This is a genomic window from Streptomyces sp. SAI-135 (genome assembly GCF_029893805.1).
GTDB lineage: Bacteria > Actinomycetota > Actinomycetes > Streptomycetales > Streptomycetaceae > Streptomyces.
The window spans coordinates 4,419,672-4,444,965 of record NZ_JARXYP010000002.1 but is presented as its reverse complement, the minus strand read 5'-3'; the positions used below and the strand labels follow the sequence as shown (position 1 = coordinate 4,444,965).

Annotated in this window: 25 protein-coding genes and 1 pseudogene; 13 read left to right on the top strand and 13 right to left on the bottom strand. The window is 71.7% G+C overall.

The genetic code is table 11. The annotated features are described in order from the left end of the window. The first annotated feature begins 65 nt into the window (after positions 1 to 65). Positions 66 to 764: a phosphatase PAP2 family protein gene (locus tag M2163_RS24540; RefSeq protein WP_280850678.1), complete on the top strand. Its 699-nt coding sequence runs from the start codon at positions 66 to 68 to the stop codon at positions 762 to 764. A 74-nt stretch (positions 765 to 838) separates the two neighbouring features. On the opposite strand, the gene M2163_RS24535 is transcribed toward M2163_RS24540, so the two are convergent. Then, positions 839 to 2,380 carry an FAD-binding oxidoreductase gene (locus M2163_RS24535; RefSeq protein ID WP_280895035.1) on the bottom strand — a complete coding sequence of 514 codons (1,542 nt, stop codon included), beginning with the start codon at positions 2,378 to 2,380 and terminating at the stop codon, positions 839 to 841. Positions 2,381 to 2,677: 297 nt separating this feature from the next. On the opposite strand from M2163_RS24535, the gene pstS reads away from it, so the two are divergent. The 4 genes from pstS (at position 2,678) to pstB (ending at position 6,799) form a co-directional block, all read left to right on the top strand. Then, entirely contained in the window at positions 2,678 to 3,802 is a 1,125-nt protein-coding gene (pstS, locus tag M2163_RS24530; RefSeq protein ID WP_280850680.1) for a phosphate ABC transporter substrate-binding protein PstS, read from the top strand. A 119-nt stretch (positions 3,803 to 3,921) separates the two neighbouring features. Then, on the top strand, positions 3,922 to 4,926 hold the full coding sequence (gene pstC / locus M2163_RS24525; protein WP_280850681.1) for a phosphate ABC transporter permease subunit PstC: 1,005 nt from the start codon (positions 3,922 to 3,924) through the stop codon (positions 4,924 to 4,926). After that, positions 4,923 to 5,984: a phosphate ABC transporter permease PstA gene (gene pstA, locus M2163_RS24520; protein ID WP_280850682.1), complete on the top strand. Its 1,062-nt coding sequence runs from the start codon at positions 4,923 to 4,925 to the stop codon at positions 5,982 to 5,984. The genes pstC and pstA overlap by 4 nt, the downstream gene beginning before the upstream one ends. A gap of 38 nt (positions 5,985 to 6,022) precedes the next feature. Further along, a complete protein-coding gene (pstB, locus tag M2163_RS24515) occupies positions 6,023 to 6,799 on the top strand; it encodes a phosphate ABC transporter ATP-binding protein PstB (RefSeq protein WP_280850683.1) in 777 nt (258 codons plus the stop codon). Between the two features lie 103 nt (positions 6,800 to 6,902). Here pstB and M2163_RS24510 read toward each other — a convergent pair whose 3' ends face one another. Together M2163_RS24510 and M2163_RS24505 are read right to left on the bottom strand one after the other, a co-directional pair. Next, positions 6,903 to 7,901 (bottom strand): inorganic phosphate transporter, encoded by a 999-nt coding sequence (locus M2163_RS24510; protein ID WP_280850684.1) that lies wholly within the window; start codon positions 7,899 to 7,901, stop codon positions 6,903 to 6,905. An 8-nt stretch (positions 7,902 to 7,909) separates the two neighbouring features. Further along, the gene (locus M2163_RS24505) at positions 7,910 to 8,530 is read right to left on the bottom strand and encodes a DUF47 family protein (protein WP_045555910.1); all 621 of its coding nucleotides are present in this window, start codon (positions 8,528 to 8,530) and stop codon (positions 7,910 to 7,912) included. A gap of 211 nt (positions 8,531 to 8,741) precedes the next feature. Here M2163_RS24505 and M2163_RS24500 point away from each other — a divergent pair, with 211 nt between their 5' ends. Next, positions 8,742 to 9,104, top strand: a complete 363-nt coding sequence (locus tag M2163_RS24500) for a metal-sensitive transcriptional regulator (protein ID WP_280895034.1) — start codon at positions 8,742 to 8,744, stop codon at positions 9,102 to 9,104. Positions 9,105 to 9,135: 31 nt separating this feature from the next. Here the strand turns inward: M2163_RS24500 and M2163_RS24495 are convergent, their stop codons facing one another. The 9 genes from M2163_RS24495 to M2163_RS24455 all read right to left on the bottom strand — a co-directional run bounded on the left by M2163_RS24495 (position 9,136) and on the right by M2163_RS24455 (position 17,852). Next, positions 9,136 to 9,312 carry a hypothetical protein gene (locus M2163_RS24495; RefSeq protein ID WP_020122926.1) on the bottom strand — a complete coding sequence of 59 codons (177 nt, stop codon included), beginning with the start codon at positions 9,310 to 9,312 and terminating at the stop codon, positions 9,136 to 9,138. A gap of 98 nt (positions 9,313 to 9,410) precedes the next feature. After that, complete coding sequence (locus M2163_RS24490) at positions 9,411 to 10,244, bottom strand: hypothetical protein (RefSeq protein ID WP_280850686.1); 834 nt, start codon at positions 10,242 to 10,244, stop codon at positions 9,411 to 9,413. A 301-nt stretch (positions 10,245 to 10,545) separates the two neighbouring features. Further along, positions 10,546 to 10,962, bottom strand: a complete 417-nt coding sequence (locus M2163_RS24485; protein WP_280850687.1) for an NUDIX hydrolase — start codon at positions 10,960 to 10,962, stop codon at positions 10,546 to 10,548. Continuing rightward, positions 10,959 to 12,005 carry a CHAD domain-containing protein gene (locus tag M2163_RS24480; RefSeq protein WP_280850688.1) on the bottom strand — a complete coding sequence of 349 codons (1,047 nt, stop codon included), beginning with the start codon at positions 12,003 to 12,005 and terminating at the stop codon, positions 10,959 to 10,961. The genes M2163_RS24485 and M2163_RS24480 overlap by 4 nt, the downstream gene beginning before the upstream one ends. After that, positions 11,986 to 14,220: an RNA degradosome polyphosphate kinase gene (locus M2163_RS24475; protein ID WP_053851897.1), complete on the bottom strand. Its 2,235-nt coding sequence runs from the start codon at positions 14,218 to 14,220 to the stop codon at positions 11,986 to 11,988. The genes M2163_RS24480 and M2163_RS24475 overlap by 20 nt, the downstream gene beginning before the upstream one ends. A gap of 629 nt (positions 14,221 to 14,849) precedes the next feature. Next, on the bottom strand, positions 14,850 to 15,599 hold the full coding sequence (locus tag M2163_RS24470) for a hypothetical protein (protein ID WP_280850689.1): 750 nt from the start codon (positions 15,597 to 15,599) through the stop codon (positions 14,850 to 14,852). Then, positions 15,596 to 16,558, bottom strand: a complete 963-nt coding sequence (locus M2163_RS24465; RefSeq protein WP_280850691.1) for a hypothetical protein — start codon at positions 16,556 to 16,558, stop codon at positions 15,596 to 15,598. The genes M2163_RS24470 and M2163_RS24465 overlap by 4 nt, the downstream gene beginning before the upstream one ends. Then, entirely contained in the window at positions 16,555 to 17,469 is a 915-nt protein-coding gene (locus tag M2163_RS24460) for an ABC transporter ATP-binding protein (protein WP_280850692.1), read from the bottom strand. The genes M2163_RS24465 and M2163_RS24460 overlap by 4 nt, the downstream gene beginning before the upstream one ends. Then, the gene (locus M2163_RS24455) at positions 17,466 to 17,852 is read right to left on the bottom strand and encodes a GntR family transcriptional regulator (RefSeq protein ID WP_280850693.1); all 387 of its coding nucleotides are present in this window, start codon (positions 17,850 to 17,852) and stop codon (positions 17,466 to 17,468) included. Before M2163_RS24455 ends, M2163_RS24460 begins: the two co-directional genes overlap by 4 nt. Positions 17,853 to 17,974: 122 nt before the next feature. Between M2163_RS24455 and M2163_RS24450 the strand changes: the two genes are divergently transcribed. The 7 genes and pseudogenes from M2163_RS24450 to M2163_RS24420 all read left to right on the top strand — a co-directional run. Continuing rightward, positions 17,975 to 18,517 (top strand): RNA polymerase sigma factor, encoded by a 543-nt coding sequence (locus tag M2163_RS24450; RefSeq protein WP_280850694.1) that lies wholly within the window; start codon positions 17,975 to 17,977, stop codon positions 18,515 to 18,517. 535 nt (positions 18,518 to 19,052) lie between these two features. Next, the gene (locus M2163_RS24445) at positions 19,053 to 19,877 is read left to right on the top strand and encodes a zf-HC2 domain-containing protein (protein ID WP_280850695.1); all 825 of its coding nucleotides are present in this window, start codon (positions 19,053 to 19,055) and stop codon (positions 19,875 to 19,877) included. Between the two features lie 187 nt (positions 19,878 to 20,064). After that, entirely contained in the window at positions 20,065 to 20,928 is an 864-nt protein-coding gene (locus tag M2163_RS24440) for an ABC transporter ATP-binding protein (RefSeq protein ID WP_280850696.1), read from the top strand. Then, the gene (locus M2163_RS24435; protein WP_280895033.1) at positions 20,925 to 22,469 is read left to right on the top strand and encodes an ABC transporter permease; all 1,545 of its coding nucleotides are present in this window, start codon (positions 20,925 to 20,927) and stop codon (positions 22,467 to 22,469) included. The genes M2163_RS24440 and M2163_RS24435 overlap by 4 nt, the downstream gene beginning before the upstream one ends. Then, positions 22,456 to 23,112: an ABC transporter gene (locus tag M2163_RS24430; RefSeq protein WP_280895032.1), complete on the top strand. Its 657-nt coding sequence runs from the start codon at positions 22,456 to 22,458 to the stop codon at positions 23,110 to 23,112. The genes M2163_RS24435 and M2163_RS24430 overlap by 14 nt, the downstream gene beginning before the upstream one ends. 342 nt (positions 23,113 to 23,454) lie before the next feature. After that, positions 23,455 to 23,868: a hypothetical protein gene (locus M2163_RS24425; protein WP_280895031.1), complete on the top strand. Its 414-nt coding sequence runs from the start codon at positions 23,455 to 23,457 to the stop codon at positions 23,866 to 23,868. Between the two features lie 131 nt (positions 23,869 to 23,999). Beyond that, positions 24,000 to 24,239, top strand: a pseudogene (locus M2163_RS24420) (hypothetical protein); the annotation flags it as partial. Positions 24,240 to 24,271: 32 nt separating this feature from the next. Here the strand turns inward: M2163_RS24420 and mshD are convergent. Beyond that, complete coding sequence (gene mshD, locus M2163_RS24415) at positions 24,272 to 25,198, bottom strand: mycothiol synthase (RefSeq protein ID WP_280850704.1); 927 nt, start codon at positions 25,196 to 25,198, stop codon at positions 24,272 to 24,274. Between the last annotated feature and the right edge of the window lie 96 nt (positions 25,199 to 25,294).

The window sequence follows — 25,294 nt, the reverse complement described above, 5'->3', positions numbered from 1 at the left end:
TTCCTGGGAACGTAGCCGAGCGCACATGGGTACGCCGGGAAAGACGACGAAGGGGCCGCAGCACCATGGCTGTTCTCGCCGAATCCGGGTCGAACCCCGACGTCGACCTGCTCTACGACATCAACGGCCTGGCCAAGGACGCCCCGCACTGGTTCGACCGGATCATGGAGTACGTCGGGGAGTACGGCATCCTGCTCGGGATGGTGCTGCTCATCCTGTGGTGCTGGTGGGCAGGTCGCAGGCGCGGGGGCGAGGACGCCGCCTCCTCCGTGGCCGCGCTGGTGTGGGCCCCGCTCGCCGCCGCGCTGGCCGTACTGGTGAACGTGCCCATAAGGGGGTTTGTCGAGCGGCCCCGGCCGTTCCGGACCCACGAGGGCATCGAGGTCCTCGTGTCCGGGAAGACCGACTACTCCTTCGTGAGCGACCACGCCACGATCACCATGGCGATGGCCGTCGGACTGTTCGTGGCCAACCGGAAGTTCGGGCTCGCCGGGATCGCGCTCGCGCTGCTCGAGGGGTTCTGCCGGGTCTACATGGGCGTGCACTACCCGACGGACGTCATCGGGGGATTCGCGCTCGGTACGGCGGTGGCCCTGTTGTTGTCGCCGCTCGCGATGGCTCTTCTCACGCCGTTGATGAAGGCCGTCGAACGCTCCTCGAAAGGCGCGTGGCTGATTCGCGCGCGAGGGGCCGGGCGGGAAGCCTCGGTGATTCCCGGCGCCCGGTCGGAGGCCGCGGCCTCCGAGAGGGACCTCGCCGCGTAGGGCCTGATCCGCCTGGCAGGCCATGATCCGTCGGGCAGGCCGTGATCCGTGGGACAGGCCCTGGCGGAAAGCGGCTACAGCGCCTGGGGAAACGTGAAGAACCCCTGCGGGTCGTACTGCTTCTTCACCTTGGCGAGCTTTGTCGCCGCGTCGCCGTAATACGCCTTCCGCCAGTCCCTCAGCGTCGGGTCCGTGTAGTTCTGGTAGGCCGCTCCCGAGGCGTACGGCTGCATCGCGTCGTGGGCCCCCGTCAGCCAGGAGCGGGCCGCCGTGCCCGTCGTGCCGGCCCGCCAGGAGCCGATGTACTGGGCCAGCATGCGGGAGCGGCGGTGGACGAACGCCGTGGCCGTGGGGGAGACGCGGTTGACCGCTCCGCCGAGGGCCGTCAGGGCGATGCTGCCCGAGCCTCCCCGCACCGCCGAGATCTGCCTCAGCAGGGTCTGGACGCCGGCCGCCGGGATCGAGCGGTCGAAGAAGTCGGAGTGGGCCGCGTAGGTCTCCCGGCCGAGGGCGCCGCGCGGGTCGCGGTTCGGGGTGGAGCCGGGCAGGTGGCACTTGGCGTCCGTGGAGAAGGACGAGCAGCCCGCGTACGCCTCCATCGCGCTCTCGTAGGAGTGCCGGCGCAGGGTGACGCTGCGGGCGGGCGAGCCGACCTTGTCGGCCAGGCGGTCGAGCGCGTTCTGGAGCTCGCCGTAGGTGCCCAGGGAGAAGGCCGCGACCGCCACGGAGGGCGAGCCGGCGTTCTCCAGGTGGCAGGAGGACCAGATCTCGTCGGGCTGGCTGGGGCCCCACTCCTGCCAGGCCCGCACCACGGCGGCCGCCTTCGACCACGGCCAGGTCGCGTACGCGGTCACGCCCTGCGGGGCGGGGTGGGTCCTGAAGTGCAGCTCGGTCACCACGCCGAAGTTGCCGTTGCCCGCGCCGCGCAGGGCCCAGAAGAGGTCCGTGTGGGTGGACGCGTCGGCGGTGAGCTGCTTGCCGTCGGCGGTGATCAGGGTGGCCTGGGTGAGGCTGTCGCAGGTGAGGCCGTAGGCCCGGGAGGCCACGCCGTGACCGCCGCCGAGGACCAGGCCGGAGACGCCGACGGTCGGGCAGGAGCCCGCCGGGATCGTCACGCCCTTGGCGGTCAGGGCCCGGTAGACGTCGATCAGTTTGGCGCCGGCGCCGACCACGGCGGTGCCGCCCGAGGCGCGGACGCGGTTCAGCTTCGAGACATCGACGATCAGCCGGTTGTTTCCCGAGGACCAGCCGGCGTAGGAGTGGCCGCCGTTGCGGATCGCCACCCGGACGCCGTGGGCGCGGGCGTAGGCGAGCGCGGTGCGGATGTCGTCGGGGTGCGCGACGTAGGCCACCGCCGCGGGTTTCAGCGAGTCGAAGCGGGTGTTGTAGAGCTGCCGGGCGGTCGGCCAGTTCGCGTCGCCGGGGCGCAGCAGGGGGCCGTCCAGGTCGCGGGCGAGAGCCGACCAGTTCGCGGCGGCCGCGGCGGGCGTACGGGAGGAGAGGGACTGGCCGACGGTGCTCTGCGCGGCGTCGGCGCTGCCGCCGCTGTCGCAGGCGGCCGTGGCCACCGCCGCGATCGCGGCCGCGCCGCCCCCGATGAACGTACGCCGTTCCATGTGTCCGTGCCTTTCGTCGGCCTCGCAGGCTTCCGTGGTACGAGACGGGACTGTCGGTGTGGGGGTTCCCAGGCGGGTTCCGGAATCACACTGTGCCCTCGACGTAAGCGTTCCGTGACCTCACCGCACCTTCCGCAGGGGTTCACCCCCCGTTCACTTCCGGCCATGAACGCCTTCACCTGATCTGCCTAATTTCGGCCTTACGCGATGCGTGATGCGTCCCGAAAGCGCATCCGTGTCACCCAGACTTCGCGCACGCCGCCGGATTCAGGACGGCGGCTCCCGGAAGGAACTCAAGTGAAGCTTCAGCGCAAGAACCGGCGGGCCCTCGCCTTCGGTGCTCTCGCCGTCTCCGGCGCCCTGGCCCTCACGGCGTGCGGCTCCGACGACACGAGCAGCGGTGGCGACAGCAGCGCGTCCTCCACGGCCGCCGCCGGCAACATCAAGTGCGACGACGCCAAGGGTCAGCTGCTCGCCGACGGCTCCTCCGCGCAGAAGAACGCGATCGACGCCTGGGTCAAGCAGTTCACGCAGGCCTGTGGCGTGCAGATCAACTACAAGGGCGGCGGTTCCGGCGCGGGCGTCACCGCGTTCAACAACGGCCAGGTCGCCTTCGCGGGCTCCGACTCCGCGCTGAAGCCCGAAGAGGTCACGGCCTCCAAGAAGGTCTGCTCCGGCGGCCAGGGCATCGACCTCCCGATGGTCGGCGGCCCGATCGCCCTCGGCATCAACATCTCCGGTGTCGACAAGCTCACGCTGGACGCGCCCACCATCGCCAAGATCTTCAACTCCAAGATCACCAACTGGAACGACCCGGCGATCGCCAAGCTGAACCCGGGCGTCAAGCTCCCGGACCTCAAGATCCAGGCGTTCCACCGCTCGGACGACTCCGGCACCACGGACAACTTCACCAAGTACCTGATCGCCACCGCCAAGACCGACTGGCCCTACGAGCACGGCAAGACCTGGGTGGCCAAGGGCGGCCAGTCCGCCGCGCAGTCCTCCGGCGTGGCCCAGCAGGTCAAGCAGACCAACGGCGCCATCGGCTACTTCGAGCTCTCCTACGCCAAGGACGGCATCACGCCGGTCAGCATCAACACCGGCGCCTCCGCCCCGGTCGAGCCGACCGTCGAGAACGCCACCAAGGCCATCGCCGACGCCAAGGTCGTCGGCACCGGCTCGGACCTGGCGCTGGAGCTCAACTACGGCACCAAGGCCGAGGGCGCCTACCCGATGGTCCTGGTCACGTACGAGATCGTCTGCGACAAGGGCAACAAGGCCGACACCCTGGCCGCCACCAAGGCGTTCCTGCGCTACACCGCCTCCGAGGACGGCCAGAAGGTCCTCGCGGACAACGACTACGCGCCGATCCCCGACGACATCATCGCCAAGGTCCGCACCACCATCGAGGGCCTGAGCTGACCTGAGTGTGCGATCGGGCCCGGGACCCCTGCGCAAGGGGCCCGGGCCGGACCGCACCGTCCGGTGCACCGCCGCCAGGAGCCGCACCCCGCGTGCGGCTCAGCAGACCGGAGAACCCGATGGACACCACACAGATAACAGACACACCTCCGCCCACCTCCCAGCCGACCACGGCCGAGCAGAAGCGCGCGGCCCGCGGCGCCACCCGTCCCGGTGACCGGATCTTCCTCGGGCTCTCCCGCGGGTCGGGCATCCTGCTGCTGGTGATCATGGCCGCCATCGCCGGCTTCCTCACCTACCGCGCCTCCATCGCGATCAGCAAGGACGAGGCGAACTTCTTCACCGCCTTCGAGTGGAACACCCAGCTCATCCCGCCGAAGTTCGGCATCGCGGTCCTGGTCTTCGGCACGATCGTCTCCTCGATCATCGCGATGGCCATCGCCGTCCCGATCGCCGTCGCCATCGCGCTGTTCCTCACGCACTACGCCCCCCGCCGGCTGAGCGGCCCGATCGCCTACGTGATCGACCTGCTCGCCGCCGTGCCGTCCATCGTCTACGGCCTCTGGGGCGCCCTGATCCTGGTCCCGCACATGAACGGCCTCTACGGCTGGCTCAATGACTACCTCGGCTGGACCGGCATCTTCCAGTGGCAGGGCGGGGCCCCCCGCTCGATGCTCACCGTCGGCATCCTGCTCGCGATCATGATCCTGCCGATCATCACCAACGTGAGCCGCGAGGTCTTCCGCCAGGTCCCGCAGATGCACGAGGAGGCGGCCCTGGCGCTCGGCGCCACCCGCTGGGAGGTGATCCGCATGGCGGTGATCCCCTTCGGCCGCTCCGGCGTGATCTCCGCGTCCATGCTCGGTCTCGGCCGCGCCCTCGGTGAGACGATGGCGGTGGCGACCGTGCTCTCGCCGAGCTTCGACATCCAGGCCAGCCTGCTCGACCCGGGCGGCGGCACCTTCGCCCAGAACATCGCCAGCAAGTTCGGTGAGGCCAGCGAGCTGGGCCGGGACGCGCTGATCGCCTCCGGCCTCGTCCTGTTCGTCATCACCCTGCTGGTCAACGGCGCCGCCCGCATGATCATCGCGCGCCGCAAGGAGTACTCGGGGGCCAACGCATGAGCAACGCCGTCATCGCCGACAAGCGCCCCAGCACCCTGCGCGGCGCCAGCCTGCCCAAGTGGACCCCGTACGCCGTCGCGGCGGGCTCCGTCGCCGTCGGGCTCGGCATCAGCGCGGCCGCCGGGCTGGAGAGCAGCATCCAGTGGGCGCTGATCGCCGGGGTCCTGTTCGTCCTCGGCACCTACGTCGTCGCCGCCCGGGTGGAGGGCCGCCGCCAGGCCAAGGACCGGGTCGCCACCGCGCTGGTCTGGGTCGCCTTCCTGCTCGCCGTCGTCCCGCTGGTCTCCCTGGTGTGGTCGACCGTCTCGCGCGGGCTGAAGGTCCTCGACTTCTACTTCCTGACCCACTCGATGGGCCTGATCGCCGACTCCGAGCCGGGCGGCGGCATCTACCACGCCATCCTCGGCAGTCTGGAGCAGGTCGCCCTGGCCACCGTGATCGCGGCGCCGATCGGTGTGCTGACCGCGATCTACCTGGTCGAGTACGGGCGCGGCAAGCTCGCCAAGGCCGTCACGTTCTTCGTCGACGTCATGACGGGCATCCCCTCGATCGTCGCGGGTCTGTTCATCCTCTCGATCATGCTGATGTTCGACATGCAGCCCTTCGGGTTCGCCGGCTCGCTCGCCCTGGCGATCCTGATGATGCCGGTCGTCGTCCGCTCCACCGAGGAGATGCTCAAGCTCGTCCCGAACGAGCTGCGCGAGGCGTCCCTGGCGCTGGGCGTCCCGAAGTGGCGCACGATCCTGAAGGTGGTCCTGCCGACCTCCATCGGCGGCATCACGACCGGCATCATGCTCGCGATCGCCCGTATCGCCGGTGAGACCGCGCCGGTGCTGCTCCTGGTGTGGGGCAACTCGCTCATCAACGCCAACCCCTTCGAGGGGGCGCAGCAGTCGCTGCCGCTGTACATCTACCAGCAGTACGCGAACAGCGCGGGCGCCGGTGCGGCGTACGACCGAGCGTGGGCGGCGTCCCTGACGCTGATCGCCTTCGTGATGATCCTGAACCTGGTGGCCCGCGGCATCGCCCGCTGGAAGGCCCCGAAGACCGGTCGCTGACGCGGCCCCCTCAGCGACTGACTGGAAGTGAAGTAGTCATGGCCAAGCGAATCGACGTAAGCGGGCTCACCGCCTACTACGGCTCACACAAGGCGATCGAGGACATCTCGATGACGGTCGAACCGCGCTCGGTGACGGCCTTCATCGGCCCCTCCGGCTGCGGCAAGTCGACGTTCCTGCGCACGCTCAACCGGATGCACGAGGTCACCTCCGGTGGCCGTGTCGAGGGCAAGGTGCTCCTCGACGACGAGGACCTGTACGGCCAGGGAATCGACCCGGTGTCCGTCCGCCGCGAGGTGGGCATGGTCTTCCAGCGCCCGAACCCGTTCCCCACGATGTCGATCTTCGACAATGTGGCGGCGGGCCTGCGCCTGAACGGCTCGTACAAGAAGTCCGAGCTGAACGACGTCGTCGAGAAGTCCCTCAAGGGCGCGAACCTCTGGAACGAGGTCAAGGACCGTCTCAACAAGCCCGGTTCGGGCCTGTCCGGCGGTCAGCAGCAGCGTCTGTGCATCGCCCGAGCGATCGCGGTGGAGCCCAAGGTCCTGCTCATGGACGAGCCCTGCTCGGCCCTTGACCCGATCTCCACGCTCGCCATCGAGGACCTGATCGGTGAGCTGAAGGAGCGCTTCACGATCGTCATCGTGACGCACAACATGCAGCAGGCGGCCCGTGTCTCCGACCGCACGGCGTTCTTCAACCTGGCCGCCGTCGGGCAGCCCGGCAAGCTGATCGAGATCGACGAGACGGAGCGGATCTTCTCCAACCCGTCGGTCCAGGCCACGGAGGACTACATCTCCGGCCGCTTCGGCTGAGCCGACCCGGAACCCCTCGCGGTGCTGCATGGCGGTGCCACCGCGAGGACACAGAGGGCCCGCCCCCGGCTCCCGGGGGCGGGCCCGATCACGTGTACGGCTCCTACAGGAACGCCAGGTTCACGATCCCGAAGGCGCACGCGGCCACGATCGCCGCGGCCGGCATGGTGATGAACCAGCCGAGGATGATGTTCTTGGCGACGCCCCAGCGGACCGCGTTGACCCGCTTGGTGGCGCCGACACCCATGATCGCCGAGGTGATGACGTGGGTCGTCGACACCGGCGCCTTGAACAGGTACGCGGTGGTGAACATGATCGCCGCACCGGTCGTCTCCGCTGCGAAACCCTGCGGCGGATCGAGCTCGATGATCTTCCGGCCCAGGGTGCGCATGATGCGCCAGCCGCCCGCGTAGGTGCCCAGCGACAGCATCACCGCGCAGACGATCTTCACCCAGACCGGGATCGGGTCGCCGTAGGTCTCGTGGCCGGAGATGACCAGGGCCATCACCACGACACCCATGGTCTTCTGCGCGTCCTGAAGGCCGTGCCCGAGGGCCATGCCGGCCGCGGACACGGTCTGCGCGATCCGGAAGCCCCGCTTCGCCTTGTGCGGGTTGGCGCGCCGGAAGATCCACAGGATCGCCGTCATCACCAGGTAGCCGGCCACCAGGCCGACGACCGGGGAGACGAACATCGGGATGACGACCTTGTCGAGCACGCCGCTCCAGAGCACCTCCGTGCCGCCGGCGAGCGCCGCTCCCACCATGCCACCGAACAGCGCGTGCGAGGACGAGGAGGGCAGCCCGAAGTACCAGGTGATGAGGTTCCAGGTGATCGCGCCGACCAGTGCCGCGAAGAGGATGCCCATCCCCTTCGAGCCCTCCGGCGTCTCGATCAGGCCCTCGCTGACGGTCTTGGCGACCCCGGAGCCGAGGAAGGCGCCGGCAAGGTTCATGACCGCCGCCATGGCCAGCGCGGCCCGGGGGGTCAGGGCCCGCGTCGACACCGAGGTCGCGATCGCGTTCGCCGAGTCGTGGAAGCCGTTGGTGTACGTGAAGAAGAGCGCGACCAGGATGGTCACGACCAGAGCGAAGGTGTCCATGGAAGGGTTCAGGACTCCTTGACGGCGATGGTCTCCACCGTGTTCGCCACGTGCTCGAACGCGTCCGCGGCCTCTTCGAGGACGTCCACGATCTGCTTGAGCTTGAGGACCTCGATGGCCTCGTACTTGCCGTTGAAGAGCATGGCGAGCAGCTTGCGGTGGATCTGGTCGGCCTGGTTCTCCAGCCGGTTGACCTCGATCCAGTACTCGGTGAGGTTGTCCATGGTCCGCAGGTTCGGCATGGCCTCGGCGGTGAGCTCGGCCGCCCGCGCCAGGACCTCGATCTGCTGCTCGACGCCCTTGGGGAGTTCCTCGACGTTGTAGAGGACGACCAGGTCGACGGCCTCCTCCATGAAGTCCATGATGTCGTCGAGGGAGGACGCCAGGTTGTAGATGTCCTCGCGGTCGAACGGCGTGATGAACGAGGAGTTCAACTGGTGGAAGATCGCGTGCGTGGCGTCGTCACCGGCGTGTTCCGCGGCCCGCATACGCTCTGCGATCTCGGCCCGGGCGGAGGCGTCCGCCCCGAGCAGTTCCATCAGGAGCTTCGAGCCCGTGACGATGTTGTCCGCGGAGGCGGCGAACATGTCGTAGAAGCTCGTCTCCCTGGGGGTCAGACGAAAGCGCACAAGGGGTCCTCGGGGTGCATCGGTTTCGGTCAGGCTGATGCTAAGTGCATCATCCGGCCACGGCTAATGGGCCGTCCCCCAGTGTCGCCCATCGGGCACAGTGGTTGGCACGGGGGCCGTCCGCAGGCCCTATACCCGGGAAACTTCGGTACGATATACCCAGGAGGGGTATGTGATTCCCTCAGGGTGTGGCCGTGATGTGGAGGACGCGATGACGACGACCGAGGCCGGCGCCACGGCGCCCTCCGAGACAGTGGCGGAAAACAACCTCCACGAGTCCCATGGGCCCACCATGCACGGCTACCACAAACAGAAGAACGAGCACCTCAAGCGCCTGCGCCGGATCGAGGGCCAGATCCGGGGCCTGCAGCGGATGGTCGACGAGGACGTCTACTGCATCGACATACTCACGCAGGTGTCCGCCTCCACCAAGGCCCTGCAGTCCTTCGCGCTGCAGCTCCTGGAGGAACACCTGCGGCACTGCGTCGCGGACGCGGCCGTCAAGGGCGGCGCGGAGATCGACGCGAAGGTCGAGGAGGCGACGAAGGCCATCGGCCGTCTGCTGCGGACGTGATCCGGCCTTCTTCGCGACTGGCGCCCCCGGCTCACCGGCCGGGGGCGTCCGCGCGTTCCTCGGCCACTTTCAGCACCTCGTCGATGCTCTCCAGGCTGAGCCGGTCGTCCGCGGCCGACGCCGCGATGATCAGCTCTCCGCACAGCTCGATCTCGGCGAGGGCCACGTGGTCCTGAACCGCCGTACCGCCGACCGGAGCCACGCGCATCACCTCTTCTCTGCCGTCACCGACTTCCTAGAGTAGGGAGCGGTCTACACACCGCGCATGGCACGGACGGGCTAGTCCTTGACGCCCGTCACGGCCGCTCACCCCTCGGCGATCTTGCCGGCGTAGATGTCCCGGGCGGCCGGCAGTCGTACGTCCGTGGCGACCCCGAAGTCGTACAGCAGGGTCGTCGAGGCGACCGCGACGGTGCCCTGCTCCTGCCCGTTGACGAAGCTGAAACGGTGCCGGACCTTGCGGATGCGGCCCTGGTCGTCGAGGTAGACGTCGAAGGGCACCGCGGCCGTGGCGAACCCTTTCGCCGCCGCGGCCAGCACACCCCTGCCGGCTCCGCCCGCGCCCTTGGCCGCGGCGACGAGGTCCGCCGTGCCGCGGTAGTGGCGCACCTCGGTCCCCGCGAGTTCGGTCGCGCCCACGTACGTCGCCGTCCTGGTCCCGCGCAGCACCTCGGCGGCCACGAGCGGATCGGTGGCCCCACCGGTGACGAGGTTGCCGTCGGAGAGGGTCGCGGTGTCGACCCGCACCCACTTGTCGGCGGGCACACCCGCGCCCCGGTTCTTCATGAACAGGGCGCCGGGGGCGAGGAGTTCGGTGATCGGCCGGTGCTCGCTGGTGCCGGCCGGGTCCTGCGGCAGCATCACCTTCAGCCGGCCGAGCCGCCCGCGGAAGTCGTACACGCCCTCGCCGCGGATGGTGACCCGGGTGCCGCCGGTGGCCATCTCCATCGACGTACGGGCCTTCGAACTGCCCGCGTCCACCAGGGTGTCGGCGGCCCGGCGCAGGGTTCCGACCGGATCGGCCCCGTGCGCGTCGTCCAGGGTGGCGCCGCTCGCCGAACAGCCGGTGGCGCCGGCGCAGGCCATGAGCACCGCCGCGGCGACCGACCCGCCGGCCCGCTTCTGCTGCCGCTTCGCCATCGCCGCCTACCCCCAGCCGATACGTCCGTCAAGGACCCGCCGTGTCGTTCGCTTAACGACGGGTGGGAGGGGTCGTCACGCGCATACTTCGGCTTTACCCGAGCTGGGTAACGTTGTCGGAGTGGCGCAGCAGGACAGGATTCCCCCACCCCCCTCCGAGCGGCCGGACCATGACACGCAGATGGTCGAACAGGGCCGCTTCTGTCTGGCCCGGTGCACCTGCGGCTGGCGCGGGCCGGCGCGCAGAGCCCGTAGCCAGGCACGGGCGGACGCTGCGGGGCACATGGCCGGGGACTAGGGCCTAGAGCGGCAGCAGCTCGTCGATCAGGGTGCGGTCGCGGTACTGCGTCAGACGGCTGCGGGCCGCGGCCGGGGAGAGCCACAGGATGCGGTCCACCTCGTCGTTCGGGGTGAAGTGGCCCCGGATTGCCTCGGCCGCCCAGTAACGGACCCTCTTGGGGCGGCCGTTGGCCATGTAGCGGACGGTGGCCAGCTCGGTTCCGGGCTCGGCGGTGTAGCCGGTCTCCTCCTCGACCTCGCGCAGCGCGGCGGCGAGGGCGTCCTCCTCGCGCTTCACCTTGCCCTTGGGATGCGACCAGTCGTCGTACTTCGGCCGGTGCACCAGGCAGATCTCGAGGTCGCCGTCGATCGGTGAGCGGCGCCACAGGACGCAGCCGGCCGCCTGGACCACGGAGTCGTCGTCATCGGGACGGGTCATGTGCTCACCGCCTGCTTCTGCCAGCACTGCTGGAACGCGAACCTGGCCGCCTCCACCTCGTGTCGCTGGTCGGCGTGCAGGACGCCCAGGGCGTAGGCGGTGGCCGGGGCGATGCGGGGGGTGCGGGCCGCCGCGGCGGCGGCGGACGCGGCCTCCGAGGCGTCCCGGTGCCGGTCCAGGCACTGGCCCGCCGTCAGGAGCCGTACGTCCACCGAGGAGGTCAGGACCTCGCGGGCGTAGCGGTGCAGGCGCAGCAGCAGGCGGACCTGGTGCCAGGGGGCGTCCTGGGGGTGCGGGGAGGGGTCCGGGGAGAGGCCGTGGACGAGGGCCTCGGCGTTGTAGGGGTGGCCCGCGGCGACCAGGGGGAGGGCGGCCACGGCGTCCTCCAGGCGCTCCTGGGCCGCTGCGGCCAGGGGGCGCAGGTCGGTGCCGCCGGCCGTCGCCGTCAGGGGGACCTCGCTCGCCAGGACGGCGATGCTGTCGGCGACCGCGTGGAAGCGGGAGGAGCCGAGGGCCTGGAGGGCCGTCGAGTGGGCCCGGGTGCGGGCGAGGGTGAGCTGGCGGTCCAGGAGCGCGCCCGCCTTCGCCGCGCCCACGGTGAGGTTGCCGCGGTCCGGGGCGGGCGCCGGGCCGGGGGACGGGGCGGTGCCGACGGGGCGCGGTTGCGCCGGGAACACCGCCCCCGACAGCCTGTGCAGCGCCAGCAACAGCCGTTCCAGGCGGGACTCGTAGGCGTGCTCCATGCCCAGGGTGCCGGAGAGCCAGGCCAGTTCGGGGCGGAGCGACTCCGACCAGTCGGCGTCGAGGGCGGGGCGGAAGGTGTGGAGGCTGGCGCTGATGCGGCGGACCGAGCGGCGCAGGGCCCGGGCCGCGTCGACCGGTTCCTCCGCGCCCGCCGCCGCACCGCCGGAGTCGCGGTGCTGGCGCAGGGCGCGGAGGAACTCCGTGGCCTGGGACCGCAGGTAGCCCGCGAGGGCGTCCCCGGTGGCAGGCCCGACGTGCCCGGACAGGGGATCCGTCGGTTCAAGGTGTTGCTGTGCCACGCCGGCGCCTCCGGGCGTCTATGAGCATCTCCTGGACGTTGCGCAGGGGTTGGCCGTCCGCGTCCGTGGCGTGCCGGGTCCACTCGCCGTCCGGGCCGAGGTGCCAGGACGCGGTGGTGTCGGACATGCCGGTCTCCAACAGCCGGTTCAGCGCTGCCCGGTGGGCCGGGTCGGTGACGCGGACCAGTGCCTCTATCCGGCGGTCGAGGTTGCGGTGCATCATGTCGGCGCTGCCGATCCACACCTCGGGCTCGCCGCCGTTGCCGAAGGCGAAGACGCGGGAGTGTTCGAGGAACCGGCCGAGGATCGAGCGGACCCGGATGTTCTCCGACATGCCCGCGACGCCCGGCCGGATCGCGCAGATGCCGCGCACCCAGACGTCGACCGGCACGCCCGCCTGGGACGCGCGGTAGAGCGAGTCGATGAGCGCCTCGTCCACCATCGAGTTGACCTTGATGCGGATGAAGGCCGGGCGTCCTGCGCGGTGGTGCTGGACTTCCTTGTTCACGCGGGAGATCAGGCCGTCGCGAAGGGACTTGGGGGCCACCAGGAGGCGGCGGTAGGTCTCGCGGCGGGAGTAGCCGGACAGCCGGTTGAACAGGTCGGAGAGGTCCGCGCCCACCTGCGGGTCGGCGGTGAGCAGGCCGAGGTCCTCGTACAGCCGTGCCGTCTTCGGGTGGTAGTTGCCGGTGCCGACGTGGCTGTACCGCCGTAGCGTGTCGCCCTCCTGACGGACCACCAGGGACAGCTTGCAGTGGGTCTTCAGGCCGACCAGGCCGTAGACGACATGACAGCCCGCCTCCTCCAGCTTGCGCGCCCACTTGATGTTGGCGTGCTCGTCGAAGCGGGCCTTGATCTCGACCAGGACGAGGACCTGCTTGCCGGCCTCGGCGGCGTCGATGAGGGCGTCGACGATGGGGGAGTCGCCCGAGGTGCGGTACAGGGTCTGCTTGATGGCGAGGACGTCCGGGTCGTCGGCCGCCTGCTGGAGGAAGGCCTGCACGGACGTCGAGAAGCTGTCGTAGGGGTGGTGCAGCAGCACGTCACGGGTACGCAGGGCGGCGAAGATGTCCGGCGCGGACGCCGACTCGACCTCGGCCAGGTCGCGGTGGACGCCCGCGATGAACTTGCGGTACTTCAGCTCGGGGCGGTCCAGGCCCGCGATGCGGAAGAGGCCGGTGAGGTCGAGGGGGCCGGGCAGCGGGTAGACCTCCGCCTCGGAGATCTTCAGCTCGCGCACCAGCAGGTCGAGCACCTCGCGGTCGATGGACTCCTCGACCTCCAGGCGCACCGGCGGGCCGAAGCGGCGCCGCATGAGCTCCTTCTCCAGGGCCTGGAGGAGGTTCTCGGCGTCGTCCTCCTCGACCTCCAGGTCCTCGTTGCGGGTGACCCGGAAGGTGTGGTGCTCCAGCACCTCCATGCCCGGGAACAGCTCCTCCAAGTGGGCGGCGATGACGTCCTCTATGGGGACGTAGCGGCCGGGGGAGGACTCCAGGAAGCGGGACAGCAGCGGCGGGACCTTGACCCGGGCGAAGTGGCGGTTGCCGTTGACCGGGTTGCGCACGATCACGGCCAGGTTCAGGGAGAGGCCGGAGATGTACGGGAAGGGGTGGGCCGGGTCGACCGCGAGGGGGGTCAGGACCGGGAAGATCTGGTGCCGGAACAGGGTGAACAGGCGGGCCTGCTCCTTCTCCTGGAGTTCGTTCCAGCGGACCAGGTGGATGCCCTCCTCCGCGAGTGCGGGGGCGACGTCCTCGTGGTAGCAGGCGGCGTGCCGGGCCATCAGCTCGCGGGAGCGGGCCCAGATCATCTCCAGCACCTCGCGGGGCTGGAGGCCGGAGGCGGAGCGGGTGGCGACGCCGGTGGCGATACGGCGCTTCAGACCGGCCACCCGGACCATGAAGAACTCGTCCAGGTTGCTGGCGAAGATGGCGAGGAAGTTCGCGCGTTCCAGGAGCGGGGTGTTCGGGTCCTCGGCGAGTTCCAGGACCCGCTCGTTGAACGCGAGCCAGCTGCGCTCCCGGTCGAGGAAACGACCCTGCGGGAGCTGGGCGGCACCGTCGACCGGGATCTCCTCGTACGCGTCGAGATCGGCGTCGAGATCGGGTTCCAGATCGGAGACGGTGGCCGACACGGTGTGCGGGCGGTGCGCGGCTATGGAGCCCACGGAGGGCTGCACGTGCTGGACCTCTGCCTGGGCGTTCGACTGGCTCATGGACCCATTCTTCCGCGCCAGGAGCGAAACGGGCGCGTCGGATGCAGCGAGCGGGAGCACGGCGGCGACCGGGGCGTCCCCGTTCCCCGCGGACCCCTCGGGCGGCGGCGAAGGCTCTGGCTCGGCGGGCTTCATTCGGTGAGCCTCGCAAGCCTGTCTGAACCAACGGTTACGGCGACATGGCGTGCGGGATATCGCGGGACGGCTCCCGGGGTCCGGGAAGCGGGCGGGGCGGCCCGGAGGTGGGGTGGGGCAGGGGTGCTCCGGGCCCGGATCGCACGGCCTACCGCCCTGGGCGTGCGTGCCGCGTGGCGGTGTGGGGGTGGGGGAGGGGTGCCTTTCCGTTGTGGGCCGTCGGTCCGCGTGTTGCCGGTTGTGGGTCGGGGTCTCGTCGTTCGGTCGTCGGGTGTGGTGGTCCGTCTGCGGCCGGTCTGTCGGGTCGGGGTGACCTGTGGGGGCGCCGGGAGTGTCGGGCGCAGGGGCGGCTGGGTGCGGGTCGGCGCCCCTTGGATGGGGGTTGCCGGTCCGCCGTCCTGTTCGTCGTTCGGTCGGGAATGGGTGGGGGCGGCGGGCGGGCCGGGGTGGGCGAGTCGGTCGGGGCGGCTGGGCTCGGGGCGGGTGCGGGGAGGTCAGGGGGTGCGGCGGTGCAGGGTCCAGAAGGCCGTGAGGGTGGCGAGAGCGGCGGTGGTGAGGAGCAGGCCCGTCTCGGTGAGGTGGGCGGGCCAGAAGCCGGTGGTGGGGCGGCGGTGCTCCAGGGCCCGGTTGAGGAGCGTCATCACGGCAACCGAGACGGCGAGGGCGGGCAGCGGGCGGCCCAGCAGCAGCCCGGTGAGCGTGCCGACGGCGAGCGCGCACAGGGCGTACGCCACCACCAGCGGACCGTGGTCGGCGAACACGTCGTTGAAGTGGAGGTCGTCGCCCATCAGATCCCGGTGCGCCGACCAGGCCCAGCGGTACACCGGGACGAACGCGGCCCCGCCGACGAGCAGTGCCAGCGCGGGCAGCGCGAGCTTGGCGGCCAGCCAGCGCGCCGGGGAGACACCCTGCGACCAGGCAAGCCGCGCCGTGCCGCTCTCCAGCTCACGGCCGATGAGGGCACCGCCCGCCCAGGCGGCGACGACCCAGAAGCCGTAGTACATGAAGGTGCTGATCCAGCCCATGGACTCGCTGTACGCGTGCCAGGCCCCGATGCCGCACATGCTCCCGTCCCTGGGGCACGCGTCGAGGGTCTCGTGCACGGAGACCGCGGTGACCTCGGTGAGCCACACCAGGCAGCCGACGCAGCCGAGGACGAAGACGCCCCACACGATCAGCGCCGTGCGGTGCAGCCGCAGCATGCTCCGGGCGAGCCCCGTCGACAGGGCGGCCGGGCCGCTCATCCGGTGGCCCCCCGTCGGCGCAGGAGGGCGAACGCGAGGGCGACGGCCACGGCGGTGAGGGCGAGCAGGACGCCGGTCTCCAGCAGTTGGCGGGGCCAGTAGTCGGGGGACGGCAGGTACTCGCGGGTGAAGCGGACGACGTCGTGCCGGGCGAGGCAGGCTTTGTCCGCGTAGCACCCCGGGTCATCGACCTCGGCGCCGCTGGAGGTGATCGCGTGGCTGCGGGAGTGCAGCTCCGGCTGCTGGTAGCGGCCCTGGAAGGGCCAGTGGTTGCCGCGGAAGGCGTAGACCAGGAAGTACGCGAACCCGCTGAAGGCGAGTGCGGGCAGGGTGCGGCGGACGGCGAGGCCGATGAGGGTGCCGAGGGCGAGGCCCAGCAGGGGCGCGGCGACGGTGGCCGGTCCGAGGGAGAAGTACACGGAGCGGGGACCGATGCCGGCGATCAGGAGGTTGCCGTGGGCGGACCACAGCCGCAAGTACAGCAGGGTGAGCACCCCGGTGCCCAGGACGACGAAGGCGGCAGGCACGGCGAGCTTCGCGGTGAGCCAGCGGGCCGGGGAGACCGACTGGGTCCAGGCGAGCTGAGCGGTGCCGCTCTCCAGTTCACGGGCGGTCAGCGGACCGCCGGCGAACAGGGCGACGGCGAAGGAGGCCAGGGTGATCAGGGCGTTCGGGTCGTAGAAGAGGTCGTTGAACGTGCCCGAGGTGAAGTAGAGCAGCGTGTCGGGGGAGTAGGCGGCTTCCAGGAGGCCGCCGTAGCCGTACCTCTCCAGCTGCCCTGCGGTGGCGTCGGCGCCGGGGCCGGTCAGCCACAGCAGCAGGCCGGCGGTGAACGCCACGAAGGCGAGCCAGATCCACAGGGCGGTGCGGTGCAGACGCAGGACGGTGCGGATGAGGCCGCGGGGTGCGCGTCGTACGGCGGGGGAAGCGGGCGCCTGGTCGAGGGTCGCGGTGCTCATGCGGTCACCGCCTCGGCGGTCGCCGTGGTGCCCGGGGTGAGCAGTGCGGGGGCCTCGGGGGCGCGGAGATGGGCGAGCAGCAGTTCCTCCAGGGAGGGCTCCTCGGTCGCCCAGCCCTCGCCGACCGGGCCGTCCCGGCGGATCAGGGCGGTCAGGCCGCGGCCGGCGGTACGGGACTCGATCACCGTGTGCGGGGCCAGGTCGGCGGGGGTGCCGCGACCGGTGACCAGGGTGTGCGCGGTGAGCAGGTCGTCGATGCCGCCGCCGAGCCGGACCCGGCCGCCGCCCAGGAGCAACAGGTGGTCGCAGGCGTCGGCGAGCTCGGCGACGATGTGCGAGGACATCAGGACGGTGGTGCCGTGCTCGGCGGCGTCCGCCATCAGGGTGCCCATCAGCTCGTGCCGGGCGAGCGGGTCGAGGTCGGCCATCGGTTCGTCGAGGAGCATCAGGTCGGGCCGCTTGCCGAGGGCGAGGGCGAGCGCGACCCGGGTGCGCTGGCCGCCGGAGAGCCCGCGGATGCGGGACTTCGGGTCCAGGCCGCCCTGTTCGACGACCCGGGCGGCGCGGGCGGCGTCCCAGCGGGCCGGGTTGAGCTCGGCGCCCATGCGCAGGGTCTCGGTGATGGTCAGCTGCGGGTACAGCGGCTTGTTCTGGGCGAGGTAGGCGACCCGGTCGCGGGCCTCGCCGGGCGCGCCGCCGAGGACGGTGAGCGTGCCGGAGGTGGGCCGCAGCAGACCGGCGGCCAGCGCGAGGAGCGTGGACTTGCCGGCGCCGTTGGGGCCGACCAGTGCGCTGATGCGGCCCGTGGGCAGCCGGAAGGAGCAGCCGTCGAGTGCGGCGGGCCGCCTGCCGTACCGCTTGCCCAGGCCGGACGCCTCAAGGGCGACGGCCGGGGTGGTGCTGGAACTCACTGGTCCCCCTTCGGGAAATGCTCGTCGAGTACGGCGGTGAAGAAGGCGTCGGCGTCCTCGCGCCCGAGTCCGGCCGCCCGGGCCCGCCTGGCCCAGTCGTCGAGTTCGGCGCGCAGGGGCGTGTCGGCCGTGTGGGCGCCGAGGGTGCGGCGGACGAAGGTGCCGAGGCCGCGGCGGGCCTCGACCAGGCCCTCGCGTTCCAGTTCGCGGTACGCCTTGAGCACGGTGTTCGGGTTGATGGCGGTGGCCTCCACGACCTCGCGGGCCGTGGGGAGCCGGTCCCCCGGTTCGAGGAGGCCGAGCCTGAGGGCCTGTTTGGTCTGCTGGACGATCTGCACGTAGGTGGCGACGCCGGAGCGCCGGTCGATGCGGTACTCGACCACGCGGACAACCACCCTTTCACTAATTGAGTAGTGAAAGGGTGGTGGAAGGGGGTCGGGAAAGTCAAGCGAGCTTTCCTCGTCGCCGCGTGAACCGGTCGGCGGGGGTCGTCCGATGGAGGGGTGTGAGGGAAACGAGAAGCGACGGGGATCTGCTGCGGGCCATCGCGGCGGACGGCGACCGGCGCGCCTTCGAGGAGCTGTACCGGCGGTACGCGCCCTGGCTGCTCGCCCGGCTGCGGGGGCGCTGTGCGGACGCGGGCCTGGTCGACGACGTCGTACAGGAGACGTTCCTCGCGGTGTGGCGGGGGACCGCGCGCTACCGCGAGGAAGGTGACGTGGCGGGGTGGCTGTGGCGCATCGGCTCGCGGCGGCTGATCGACGCGCTGCGGGGGGACGGGGCGCGGGGACGGCTCCGGCAGGCCCTGTCCCGGCTGCGGCACCGGGACGAGGTGTCCGCGGAGGAACGCGTGCTCGCGGGGGTGGAGCACGGGGATCTCGCGGGCGCCCTCGTTGGGCTCTCACCGGAGCTGCGGGCGGTGCTCCAGGCCACGGTCATCGACGGCCTCACCACCCGAGAGGCCGCCGTCCTGCTGGGCATCCCGCCCGGCACCGTCAAGACCCGGGCGATGCGGGCCCGCAAACAGCTGAGGGAGGCACTCGCGTGAACACCGACGAACGACTGCGGGGCGCTGTGCGGGGACGGGTGCGGGTTCGGTCGCACAGCTCGGTGCGGGGCTCGGCGCAAGGCCGGCTTTCGGTTGGGTGGCTCGGGTCGGTGCGGGATCGGGTCCATGGCCCGGCGCGGGACCGGTTTTCGGTTCGGTCGCTCGGTTCGGTGCGGGATCGGGTGCAGGGCTTGGCACAGGGCCGGGTCCGCGGTGTCCGGCGTACCGGGCGGGTCCGGCTTTCGGTTCGGTCGCTCGGGGATCGGGGGCGGGGCTTGACGCAAGGCCGGCTCTTGGTTCGGTCGCTCGGGTCGGTGCGGGACCGGCTTCCGGTTCAATCGCCCGGCTCGGCGCAGGGGCTACCGCGGGGGTCGGCTCTGGAGCGGGTGCGGGGCAGGGCCTGGGGGCGGCCGGCGGGCCGGGGTCCGGGACGGCTGCGGGGCCCGGTGCCGCACGCACCGCAGGGTTCATCCCGAGGCCCGGATCAGAACCGGCCGCAGGGACCGGCGTACCGACGAGTGGAGGAGGTGGCGGCATGACCTGGCATGTGGCCGAAGACGATCTGCGGGCCTACGCCCGGGGCGAGTTGGCCGCCCCCCTGCTCTGGTCCGCCGACACCCATCTCGCCGCCTGCGCCGAGTGCCGGGCGCTGCTCGCCGGGGTCGACCCGGTGGCGCTGGACGCCGGGTGGGAGCGGCTGGACGCCGAGCTGGACGTGCCCCGGCCGGGGTGGCTGGAGTCGCTGCTGACCCGGGTCGGGATCGCCGACCACACCGCGCGGCTGCTCGCGGCCACGCCGGTGCTCAGGCGCTCCTGGCTGGCGGCCGTGGTGTTCCTGCTGCTGGCGACGGTGGGCGCGGTGCACACGACCGAGTCGCCGACCCTGTTCCTGGCTCTGGCCCCGCTGCTGCCGCTGGTCGGCGTCGCGCTGTCCTACGGTCCGGCGCTCGACCCGACCTACGAGATGACGGTCGTCGCGCCCACCCACGGCTTCCGCCTGCTGATGATCCGGACGCTCGCCGTCCTGGTCGCGGGCCTCGGCCTCAACGGGATCGCCACCCTCGCCCTGCCCGGCTACGGCCTGCGCGCCCTGGCCTGGCTGCTGCCCGCGCTCGCCCTGACCGCGACCGGACTCGCCCTCACCCCGAGGCTCGGCCCGGTCCTCGCGCCCTCCCTGGTCGGCGGCGCCTGGATCGCCGTGATGCTGGCCGCGCAGGCCGCACAGCAGGCGCAGACCGATGCCCTCGCCCCCTTCACAGCGGCCGGACAGGGCGTCGCCGGGGCGGTGACCGCGCTCGGCACCGGCCTGCTCTTCCTCCTCCGCGACCGCTTCGACCTCTTCAACGGGAGCGCCGGATGACCGCCGCAGAGCCGCGTGCCCTCTCCGTCACCGTCTCGACCTCTTCGACGGGAGCTGCGGATGACCGCCGCAGAGCCGCGCCTCCTCCTTCACCGTCTCGAACTCCGCAACGGGAGCGCCGGACGACCGCCACAGGGCCGCGCCTCCTCCTCCGTCACCGTCTCGAACTCCGCAACGGGAGCCCCGCATGACCGACACCGTCTCCGCCTCCGGGCTCCATCTCCGCTACGGCGGCACCCGCGCCCTCGACGACGTGGGGCTGCGGCTGTCCCCGGGGGTGACCGGGCTGCTCGGGCCCAACGGGGCCGGGAAGACCACCCTGCTCAGGGTGCTCGCCACCGCCGTGCCCCCCGACCGGGGCTCCTTCACCGTCCTCGGCCATGACCCGGGCAGCTCGCGGGGGCGACAGCAGGTCCGGCGCTCGCTCGGCTATCTGCCGCAGAGCCCGGGATTCCACCCGGACTTCAGCGCCTTCGAGTTCGTCGACTACGTGGCGATCCTCAAGGAGCTCACCGACCGCACCGCACGCCACCGCGAGGTGCGGCGCGTACTGGAGGAGGTCGACCTCGGGGACGTGCGCGGGAAGCGCATCAAGAAGCTGTCCGGCGGGATGCGGCAGCGGGTCGCGCTGGCCGCCGCCCTCGTCGGCGACCCCGGTTTCCTCGTCCTCGACGAACCGACCGTCGGCCTCGACCCCGAACAGCGCATGCGGTTCCGGGAGTTGATCGCGCAGGCCGGAGAGGGGCGGACCGTGCTCCTGTCCACCCACCAGACCGAGGACGTGGCGATGCTCTGCCACCGTGTCCTGGTCATGGCCCACGGCCGCATCCTCTTCGCGGGCACCCCCGCCGAACTGACCGCACGCGCAGCCGGCCGGGTGTGGAGCAGCACGGAACGCGCCCCGGACGCCAAGGCGGGCTGGCGCACCGGCACCGGGTCCTTCCGCAACGTCGGCGACCCGCCCGCCGGCGCCGATCTCCTCGAACCCACCCTGGAGGACGGCTACTTGCTCACCCTGGACGACGTGGCCGCGGAGGTGGCGACCGCATGAGCCTGGCGACGGAGACGGTGGCCGAGTCCACCGCCGTACCCGAGGACGACCCGCGACGGGCCAGGGCGGCCGTGTTCGCGCTCGCCCGCTTCGAGGCACGCGACCTGCTGCGCTACATCCCGGTGCTGGCGACGCTCGTGCTGTACGTCGGCTGGACCGCCTGGACGCTGTTCCACCAGCAGGACGGCATGGAGGCCTTCCCGGCCCTCCAGGACGCCGACCGGGACACCCAGAGCGGCCCACTGCTGCTGGGGATCGCCCTGTTCGTGTGCGTCAACCGGTGCACGCTGCGCTCCCGCAGGCGCGGCACCGACCGGCAGTTCGACGTACTGGTCATGGAGCCGTGGCGGCGGACGGTCGCGCATGTGCTGTCGGTGGTGCCCTTCGCCGTCCTCACCGCGCTGGTCGTGCTCGGCGAGTTCACCCGGCAGGCCCTCAGGCCGGGTGCGGTGGGCCACGGCTCACCCGCCGAACTGGCCGTCGGCCCCCTGTACGTGCTGCTGTGCGGCGTGCTCGGGGTGCTGCTGGCCCGGCTGGTCCCGTCCACGTTCGCGGCACCGATCGGCGTGATCGCGCTCTTCGTCCTCAGCGTGTTCCTCTCCGCGGGCACCGCCGACGCGCAGTGGTCGCGGTGGCTGTCGCCGATCGTGGACGAGACCAGCAACAACACGGTGCTCCCGGCGGACCTCGTCGGCCGCCCGGCGGCCTGGCACGCGCTGTACCTGACGGGGCTGGTCCTGCTGCTCGCCCTTGTCGCGGTCCTGGTGAGCGGGGGCCGGACGCGGTTGCTGAAGGCCGGCACGGCGGGAGCGCTCGCGCTGACGGTGGCCGGCGCGGTGGGCCAGTCCGGAGGCGTGTCACCGGAGTTGGCCGCCGCCCGCGAACAGGCCTCGGTCGCCCCGCAGCGGGACCAGTCGTGCGTACGGCACGGCGGCTCGACGTACTGCGCCTTCCCCGAGTGGACCGGCCGGACGGGCGACTGGGCGGGGGTCGTGGACCGCGTCCAGGCCCTGGCCGGCGGTACGGCCGCCCGGCAGCCCCTTCTCGTACGGCAGCGGATCGACGCCCGTTACGGACTGAGCGGTGACGCGGCGATCGAACCGCTCACCGCGCCGCACCAGGTGACCGTGGGCAGCCGGTGGGGCGGCAACCGGGTCCCCGAGTTCGCGGTCGCCGTCGCCTATGTGCTGGTCGCCGGTGACGAGTCGAAGGGCGGTGAACTGTGCGACGGCCGGGTGGTCACCGCGATGTGGCTGGCCCTGGGCCGGGACTCCGACCCGATGGCCGACCTCGCCAACGTGCGGCTGGACGACAGCGTGACCGGGTCGGCGTACGTCCTCGCCCCGACCAGCGGGCTGTCCATGACGGCCGGACAGACCGATGTCGTACGGGAGTTGCTGGGGCGGCCGCGCGCCGAGGTGACGGCTTCCGTCCAGCGGCACTGGAGCGAGCTGACCGCGCCGGGGGTCTCGACGGCCCAGGTCGCCCGGATGCTGGGGACCGAGGTGCCGAAGGGGGCGGACGACTGTGCGCAGGAGTGACGGAGGCACCCGGTGGGAGCTGGTGGTTGCCGTGGCCCGCGCGATGCCGTGGCGGGCGGTCGGTACCGGAGCGGTCGCCGGCCTGCTGATCGTCGCGCTGCCGCGGCTGCTGTCCGGGACCCCCGACGCGTGGCTCGGCCTCACCCTTCTCCGGGCCGCCGCCCTCGCCTTCGCCCTGGGCCTGGCCTTCCTGCTGGACGACCCGGCCCGCCGGCTCACCTCCCCTGTTCCCACCCGGCGTTGGGTGCGCAGCGGGCTGCGGGTCGCGCTGGCCGCACCGGTCGCCGCGCTGGGGTGGGCGGCGGCGCTGGCCCTGCTGCCGAAGGACGCGCGGCCCCCGGTGGGCGCGGTCACCCTGGAAGCGGCGGCCACGGCCGTCCTCGCGCTGGCGGCCGCGGCGGTGGCGGTGCGCTTCACCGACGAACCCGAACCCGGACCCTCGGTGGCGGCCGGCTTCCTGACCCTCGCCCTCCTCGCCCCCCTCCTGCTCCCCACCCGCTGGGACCTGTTCGTCCCGGTGGGGGACCCGAACTGGCAGGCGGCACACACGCGATGGGCGGTGCTCCTGGTGAGCGCGGCCGCACTGTGGACGGCCTGCACACCGGAGCCGGTACGACGCCTCGGACCGCGGCCTGCCGCCTGATCCCGCGCGCTCTCGCTCTCACGTCTCCGCGCGGTACATCAGATCCGTACACCGTCGCCAAGAACACCGTCAGGACCGTCGGCCAGGAGTTCGTCGAGGACGCCGTCGAAGCCGTCAAGCACGTCGACGGCGCCTCCGAGGCGGCCAGGAAACCCGACCCGGACGACCAGCGCAGTCTGCAGCGGCCTTCGTGGGCCGGACCAGCCGAGGTCGATGACGAGGTCGCCTTCGCCGGCGTATCGACCGCCAACCCATCAAGGGAGCCTGGGAGATCCTCCCCGACGGGACCAAGGGAGGATGGACGCCGAACCCCGCCGGCCAACTGCCCCAAGGATGGACCCGATGAGTCGTCTCGTTCCCGACCGCTTCGAGGTCCGCGCCTTCAACGGTGACCGGCAAGCCGACGCCGTCCTGCGCTGGGAGGGCGACGACCGCGACCACGACTACACCGTGACCGTCGAGGGCCCCTGGGGGCAGGTCTCCGGCAGAGCGGGTGACTGTTTTGAGGCGCTCGTCCGCGTCCGCGAGCAGCTCGAACCCCAGGGATGGCTGCTGGGCGTCAACGGCTCCCGACGCGACACCTGGCCCTCCGGGATGTGCCGTGGCATGGGCGGTTTCCAGGTGTACCGCCTCACCCCGTTCACGCGTCTCACCAACGCCGACCGCATCCTGACCTTCCATCCCGCCCCCCGCGAGACGTTGGCCACCATCGCCGAGCAGATCGCCTTCGAGAAGGAGTGGAGCCCGTCCCCGTGACCGCTTCGACCGGCTCCGCGCCCGCCGTCCCGCCGGTCACCACGGCCCTGCGCGCCCAGGCCGCCCGGCAGCGCACGACCCGTCTCCTTCACCTGTCCGGCCACCACCTGGAGGCCGGCAACCCGGCACCGGCGCTCGACGCCCTCGGCACGGGACTGACGAACGCACCGGCAGACGAGCGACTGTGGAACGAACTCCTGCGCGCCACGCACGCCACGGGCGACACGGCCAGGCTCGAATCGGCGGCAGCAGCGCTCGTCGCCCGCCGTCACGAGCTCAGTGGCGGCGCCCGGGGCCTCCCGCCCCGCACCGAGGCGCTCCTCGACAAGCTCCTGCCGGCCTGGCGTGAGGCCCCGGGCATCGCCGACTGACTCCCCGTGCGCTCAGCCGCGGGTCCGCCCCGTCACGTCTCCGTGCGGTACATCAGATCCGTCTCGTACGTCGTGAAGCCGAGCCGTTCGTACACCGAGACCGCCGCCTTGTTGTCGGCGTCGACGTAGAGCATCGCGGTCGGCAGGCCCTGGGCGGCGAGGTGGCGCAGGCCGATCGTGGTGAGGGCCTTGCCGAGGCCGCCGCCCTGGGTGCCGGGGCGGACCCCGAGGACGTAGACCTCGCCGAGCTGTTCCGCCGCGTGCACCTTGGTCCAGTGGAAGCCGACCAGTTCGCCGTCCCGGAAGGCGAGGAAGAAGCCCGCGGGGTCGAACCAGGCCTCGGCCTTGCGGTCGTCGAGGTCGCGCTGGGTCAGGGACCCCTGCTCGGGGTGGTGGGCGAACGCGGCCGCGTTCACCGCGAGCCAGGCGGTGTCGTCCTCGCCGGGGACGAAGGCGCGGACCGTCACGCCCGCCGGGAGCACCGGGTCGGGCAGCTCCAGACCGGCCAGGGGGCGCCGCATCTGCCGTAGCTCACGGAAGAGGGTGAGGCCGAGGACCTGGGCGAGATGGCGGGCGGCGCTGTGGCCGCCGTGGGCCCACACCCGCAGCCGCTTGCCGGAGGCGGCGAGGAGCGCCGAGCCCAGGGCGCGGCCGTGACCGTGGCCGCGGTGGGCGGGGTGCACGACCAGTTCCGCCGCCGGTGCCTCCACCGGGTCGGTGTCCTCCAGCTGGGCGTATCCGGCCAGTTCGTCGCCGACGTGCAGCAGCAGATGGGACACGCCCTCGCGGACGCCGCCCCTGAGCTGCAACCTGCCCTGTTCGGACACCGCTTGTTGGCCGTCGGCCTCGGCGGCCTCGGCCAGGAGTCCGAGGACCGCCTCGGTCTGTTCCGGCGAGAGCGCCGAAAGGGTCTCGATGGAGCGGGAGATGCCGGGGCGTGCGATGTCGTCGCTGGTCATGGCTACGAGGGTAAGGGGAGGTGCACGCAAAGCGGCGGCAAAGAAGCAACCAGGATGTAACCACGAACCCTCTGTCGCGCTACGCGCGTTGACCCT